Consider the following 6,285-nt stretch of genomic DNA (forward strand, 5'->3'; position numbering starts at 1 on the left):
GCCTTCTGACGCCATGGGCCCCGGCTTTCGCCGGGGTGCACAAAAGGGACAACTCTCCCCCGCTGCAAAAAAACGTCTGTCCTTTCCGATATGACAACGTTATCTCATCCATACGACAGACAGATTCGGGGAGAGACGATCTTGGCGCAAATCGCCGACAAACGCCGCTGGCTCGTGGTGGGGCTCGTCTTCATCGCGATCGTCCTCAACTATGTCGACCGCCAGATTCTCGCGCTGCTGAAGCCGACCTTGCAGGCCGAGTTCGACTGGACCGACCGCGATTACAGCCACATGGCCTCGGCCTTCCAGTTCGCCGCCGCGCTCGCTTTCCTCGGCACGGGCTGGTTCATCGACAAGGTCGGGCTGCGCTGGGGCTTCGCGATCGGCGTCGGGGTGTGGAGCCTTGCGGGCATGGCGCACGCCTTCGCCTCGACCGTATCGGGCTTCGTTGCTTCGCGCGCCGTCCTCGGCGCCGCGGAGTCGATCGGTACCCCCGCCGCGGTCAAGACCGCCGCGACCTACTTCAACGCCAAGGAGCGAAGCTTCGTCCTCGGCCTCGGCGGGATCGCGCCCAACGTCGGTGCGATCCTGACGCCCTTGCTCATCCCGCTGATGGCGTTGATGTGGGGCTGGCAGGCGACCTTCCTGATCGCCGGCGGGCTCGGCCTCGTCTGGGTCGTCGTCTGGCTGATGGTCCGCATTCCCAAACAGCCGAACGCCGCGCGCGACGCCGCCGCGCCGCCGATCGCGTGGAGCAGTCTGCTGCGCGATCGCCGCCAATGGGCGGTGATCCTCGGCAAGGCGCTGACCGACCAGGTCTGGTGGTTCCTGCTTTTCTTCATGCCCGACCTCTTTCACCGCGTCTTCGGGCTGACGCAGGGCACGCTGGGCTTGCCCGTCGCCTTCGTCTATTTCATGGCGGCGCTCGGCGGCATTACTGGCGGTTATCTGCCGTCGTACCTGATGGGCCGTCGCGGCTGGACCGTGAACGCGGCGCGCAAGACGACGATGCTGATTTACGCGCTGCTTATCCTGCCCGTGCCGCTGCTCGTCGGGGTCGACAGCGCGTGGGTGGCGGCCATGATCCTCGGCCTCGCGCTCTTCGCGCATCAGGGCTTCTCGACCAACCTCTTCGGCCTCACCACCGACGTCTTCCCCGCGCGCATCGTCGGCTCTGCGATCGGTATCGGCGCCTTTGCCGGCAATCTCTCGGGCATGGCGATGATCGAGTTTGCGGGCTGGTCGCTCGACACGGGCAGGGGGTATCTCCCGATGTTCCTTGTCTGCGCCGTCACCTATCTCGTCGCGCTCGCGGCGATTCACCTCATCCTCCCGCGCATCGTCGCGGTCGATGAGGAGGAGGATGGCGAAGTGCAGGTGCTGGCGCATTGATTCCTCGACATTCGTCATTCCCGCGAACGCGGGAACCCAGGGGAGGGGAAAGCCGACGCACGCCCTGGGTCCCCGCTTTCGCGGGAATGACGAAAGAAGAGATTAGTTAAATCCGCATACAAAACCCGCTTTCCTCCTTCCGACTTATGGAGTATATGACAGCGATGTCAGATTTTCTTCCCGCTCCCATCAAGGTGACCTTCGCCGGTCACGAGGTTTCGCCCATCGCCTGGGGCATGTGGCGCTTCGCCGGTGCCGACGTTGCGACCGCGCGCGCGCGCATCGATGCGGCGTTCGAGGCCGGCGTCACGCTGTTCGACACCGCCGACATCTACGGCTGCGACACCCCCGGCGGCTTCGGCTCGGCGGAAGCGCTGCTGGGCGACGTTTTTGCCGAAGCGCCGGGCCTTCGTGACAAGATGGTCCTTGCGACCAAGGGCGGGATCATCCTCAGCGTTCCCTACGACAGCAGCGCGCCCTACCTCACATCCGCGATCGATATCTCGCTGAAACGCCTGCGCACCGACCATGTCGAACTGTGGCAGATCCATCGTCCCGACCTGCTCACCCATCCACAGGAGATCGCGCGCGCGCTCGAGGATGCCCACCGCGCGGGCAAGATCGGCGCGATCGGCGTGTCGAACTTCACCACCGCACAGACTGCGGCGCTCGCCAAATTCCTCCCCGTGCCGGTGGTCAGCCACCAGAGCGAATTTTCGCCGCTTCACCTCGCTCCGCTTTTCGACGGTATCTTCGACCAGTCGATGGCCGAGGGCATGAGCTTCCTCGCATGGTCGCCGCTCGGCGGCGGCCGGCTCGGCGATCCGGCCGACGAGCGCAGCCAAGCAGTCGCCGGACTGCTCGATACGAAGGCGGCCGAATATGGTGTCTCGCGCGCCGCCGCTACGTACAGCTGGGTGATGGCGCATCCCGCGCGCCCGATCCCGATCGTCGGCACGCAGAATGTCGAGCGCATCAAGGAAATTCCGCAAGCCTTCGTCCCGCGCTGGACGCGCGCCGAATGGTACGCGGTGCTGCAAACATCGATGGGGGAGAATCTGCCATGACCGACCGCAGTTGCGAAGTCAGCTGGTTTTCGGCGCTCTGCGACGACGACTATGAGTTCCTCGGCGTCCCCGACCCGATGCTCAAATCGAGCTGGGAGCATTGCCGCGACATCGTGATGCAGGCCGATGCCCAGGGGTTCGACAATATCCTGCTGCCGTCGGGCTATGCGCTCGGCATCGATACCACCGCCTTCGCCGCGGCAATCGCGACGATGGTGAAGCGCATCCGCCTGCTGATGGCGGTGCGCATCGGCGAAAGCTGGCCGCCGCAGCTCGCGCGCCAGATCGCGACGATCGACCAGGTCCTCGGCGGCCGCCTGACGGTCAACATCATCTCCTCGGACATGCCGGGCGAGACGATGGACTCGGAACCGCGCTACCGCCGCACGGTCGAGGCGATGCATATCCTCAAAACCCTGCTCAACGGCGAGGAACTCGACCATGACGGCGAGTTCTGGAAGCTGCAGGTCGCCCCTGCGCGCGTCGGCACCGTGTCGGGCAAGGCGCCGCCGCTCTATTTCGGTGGCCTCTCGCCCGCGGCGCGCGACGCCGCTGCGAAAGGCTGCGACGTCTTCCTGATGTGGCCCGACCGCGAAGAGGTGGTGAAGGAGATCATCGCCGACATGACGCAGCGCGCCGCCGCCTATGGCCGCACGCTCAAATTCGGCTACCGCGCGCACATGATCGTGCGCGATACCGAAAGCGAGGCCCGCACCGCTGCGGACCGGCTGCTCTCGAAACTCGACGCCGCAAAGGGTGCCGAGATCAAGGCCAAGTCGCTCGACTCGCAAAGCTTCGGCGTCAACGCGCAGGTCGCGCTGCGCGAAGCGGCGTCCGACGACGGCTATGTCGAGGATAATCTCTGGACCGGCGTCGGCCGCGCCCGCTCGGGCTGCGGCGCGGCGATCGTCGGCGACCCCGACCAGGTGCTCGCGAAGCTGAACCGCTATCAGGACATGGGCATCGAGGCGTTCATCCTCTCGGGCTATCCGCATGCGGCCGAGGCCGACCTCTTCGCGCGCCATGTGCTGCCGAAGATGAAGCACGGGCCGCTCGAACTCTAAATCTCCGTCATTGCGAGCGTAGCGAAGCAATCCAGAGCGGTTTACGCGACTCTGGATTGCTTCGCTGCGCTCGCAATGACGATTTGAAAGATGCCCCGCCCCCACGTTTGAGACGTAGGAGAGAAGGGGACGGGGCGAGCGCGCTTAAGCAGAGTGCAGCTTGCCCGTCGATTAACCGAAAGTGTTATCCTGCCCAAACTGCGGCATAAAGTGCGGCCATCTCATCCGCATCGGGCACGCGCGGGTTGTTCGCGGGCGATCCCGACGCCGCCGCCTGCGCGCACATCACCGGCACCAGTGCCTCCCAACGCGCCGCGTCGATGCCCCATGCCGCCGGCCCCGGCACCTCGAGCTCGCGGTTGAGCGCCGCCAGTTCGTCGAGCAATCGCGCCACCGCCGACTGGTCGCCCTCCGCCTCGTCCGCCACCCCCATCGCCCGCGCGCAATCGCCATAGCGGTGCAGCGCCGCGGGCGCCGACCAGGCGGTCACCGCGGGCAGCAGCATCGCGTTCGACAGGCCGTGCGGCACGTGGAAATGCGCGCCGATCGGCCGGCTCATCCCGTGCACCAGCGCGACCGAGCTGTTCGAAAAGGCGATCCCCGCCTGCGTCGCGCCCAGCATCATCGCCTCGCGCGCCGCGGCGTCCATCGGGTCGGCGCACACGCGGCGAAGGTTCGGCGCCAGCGCGCGCATCGCGAGCAGCGCCATGCCGTCGCTGAACGGGTTCGCGCGCTTCGAAACATAGGCCTCGATCGCATGGACCAGCGAGTCGATGCCCGTGTCGGCGGTCAGCCTTTTGGGCTTGGTAAAGGTCAGCTCATAATCGACGAGCGCCGCGACGGGCAGATAAGCCAGCCCCGGGCACAGCATCTTCTCGTCGGTCGCCTCGTCGGTGATGATCGTGAAGCGCGTCGCTTCCGACCCTGTCCCTGCAGTGGTCGGGATCGCGATGATCGGGAGCCCTGGCGCGTCCTGCACATGCGGCGCTTTATAGTCCGCCATCGCCCCGCCGAACCGGCCGAGCAGCGCGATGGCTTTCGCGCTGTCGAGCGGGCTGCCGCCGCCGAAGCCGACGACGCAATCATGGTCGCCGTCGAGCAGGAAGGCGACGCCCGCGTCGACCGACGCCACCGTCGGGTCGGGCACCGTATCGGGGAACACCCGCGCCGCGATCCCCGCCGCCGTCAGCCCGTCCACCAGATCGGCTACGCGCCCGCTGCTCACCAGATAAGCATCCGTGACAATCAGCGGCCGCGACAGCCCCAGCGAGGCCAGCACCTCGGCCAATTGCTTCGACGCCCCGCCGCCGATGCGCAGGATGCGAGGCAGGGCGATACTCGCGATACTCAACTCACCATCTCCTCGCGGATCGTTTTGCGCGCCATCCAGAACAGCGCCGAGGCGAGCGCGCCGAAGAGGATGAAGATCATCAACGACCAGCGCACGCCTTCGGCCGATCCTAGCCCCATCGGGCCCGAGAGCAAATCGCTGACCGCACCGACCCCGAGCGGGCCGAGGCCAAGCCCGAGCAGGTTGATGATGAACAGCAGCACCGCCGATGCCGTCGCGCGCGTCTGCGGCCGCACCAGCCCCTGCACCGCAGCAAAGCCCGGCCCGTACCAAAGCGTGTTGAGCACTGGCGGAAAGGCGAACATGATCAGCGCGAACACTGCCGAATCCGCCATCAGCCCCGCGATATAGAAGGGGATGCCGAGGAAGGTCGAAACCGCGGGGATCGCGACATAGGCGCGCAGATCGCGCGCGCCATATTTGTCGGCGAGCTGTCCGCCCATCCATGTCCCGAGCGCGCCCGTCAGTCCGAGCACGATGCCGAGCGCGACGCCGAGAAATCCCGTCAGCCCCAGCCCGAAATCGCCCGCGATCACCGTCAGCTCTTCGGCATGGTTGCGGAAGAAGAAGGGCGCGAGGAACGCCGCCGCGCCATAGCCGATGAATGCCTTGATCGCCGCGGCAAAGGCGATCAGCCAGAAGGTCCGTTTGCCGCGGATCTCGGCCATCGCGGTCCTGAAGTCGGGCCGGGCGGCCTTCAGCGCGGCTAGGTCGTGATGCATCTGCCGCCGCGGTTCCTTCAGTGTCGTCCACGCGATCAGCGCCATCAGCACCCCCGGCACGCCCGCGAACAGGAACGCTGTTCGCCAACCGTACGCATCGGCGATCAGCCCGCCCAAGGCCAGCCCGAGCAAGCCGCCGAGCGGAATGCCGAGCGAATAGAAAGCGAGGGCAGAGGCGCGCTTCTCCTTCGGCGTATAATCGGTGATCAGCGAATGCGCGGGCGGCGTACACCCCGCCTCACCGATCCCGACCCCGATCCGGCACAGCACGAGCTGGACGAAATTCTGCGCAAAGCCGCACGCGACGGTGAAGACACTCCACAGCCCTGCCGCCACTGCGATGATCCGCGGCCGGTCGCCTGTCTCGGCAAAGCGCGCGATCGGGATACCAAGTATGGTATAGAACAGCGCGAAGGCGAGGCCGGTCATCACACCGAGCTGCCAGTCGGCGAGATGCAGCTCGTTCTTGATCGGCTCGGCGAGGATCGAAACGATCTGCCGGTCGAGGAAGTTGAGGATGTAGATGATGAGGAGGACCGTCAGCGCATAGCGGCGGTACGCCGGCGATACCGGCGCGATGACGGACGGGGCGGGGGCTTCGGTGGTCATTTCATCCTCCCTCGATTTTCTTTTTCTTCGTTATCTCACCCTGTGATCCCCGGCGAAAGCCGGGGCCCAGAGTTGCGCGG

The 6,285-nt window shown here is 66.1% G+C and carries 5 protein-coding genes; 3 read left to right on the forward strand and 2 right to left on the reverse strand.

Annotation, left to right across the window (positions count from 1 at the left end):
* Positions 1 to 141: 141 nt before the first annotated feature.
* The 3 genes from VGD20_RS12990 to VGD20_RS13000 all read left to right on the forward strand — a co-directional run bounded on the left by VGD20_RS12990 (position 142) and on the right by VGD20_RS13000 (position 3,523).
* Entirely contained in the window at positions 142 to 1,392 is a 1,251-nt protein-coding gene (locus VGD20_RS12990; RefSeq protein WP_414714576.1) for an MFS transporter, read from the forward strand.
* A gap of 164 nt (positions 1,393 to 1,556) precedes the next feature.
* Positions 1,557 to 2,459: an aldo/keto reductase gene (locus VGD20_RS12995; RefSeq protein WP_331134851.1), complete on the forward strand. Its 903-nt coding sequence runs from the start codon at positions 1,557 to 1,559 to the stop codon at positions 2,457 to 2,459.
* A complete protein-coding gene (locus tag VGD20_RS13000) occupies positions 2,456 to 3,523 on the forward strand; it encodes an LLM class flavin-dependent oxidoreductase (protein WP_331134852.1) in 1,068 nt (355 codons plus the stop codon). The genes VGD20_RS12995 and VGD20_RS13000 overlap by 4 nt, the downstream gene beginning before the upstream one ends.
* A 184-nt stretch (positions 3,524 to 3,707) precedes the next feature.
* Here VGD20_RS13000 and VGD20_RS13005 read toward each other — a convergent pair whose 3' ends face one another.
* Positions 3,708 to 4,874: an iron-containing alcohol dehydrogenase gene (locus VGD20_RS13005; RefSeq protein WP_331134853.1), complete on the reverse strand. Its 1,167-nt coding sequence runs from the start codon at positions 4,872 to 4,874 to the stop codon at positions 3,708 to 3,710.
* Complete coding sequence (locus VGD20_RS13010; protein WP_331134854.1) at positions 4,871 to 6,205, reverse strand: MFS transporter; 1,335 nt, start codon at positions 6,203 to 6,205, stop codon at positions 4,871 to 4,873. Before VGD20_RS13010 ends, VGD20_RS13005 begins: the two co-directional genes overlap by 4 nt.
* Between the last annotated feature and the right edge of the window lie 80 nt (positions 6,206 to 6,285).

Origin of the sequence: Sphingopyxis sp., from assembly GCF_036402335.1 — a bacterium.
In the GTDB taxonomy this organism is placed as follows: domain Bacteria; phylum Pseudomonadota; class Alphaproteobacteria; order Sphingomonadales; family Sphingomonadaceae; genus Sphingopyxis.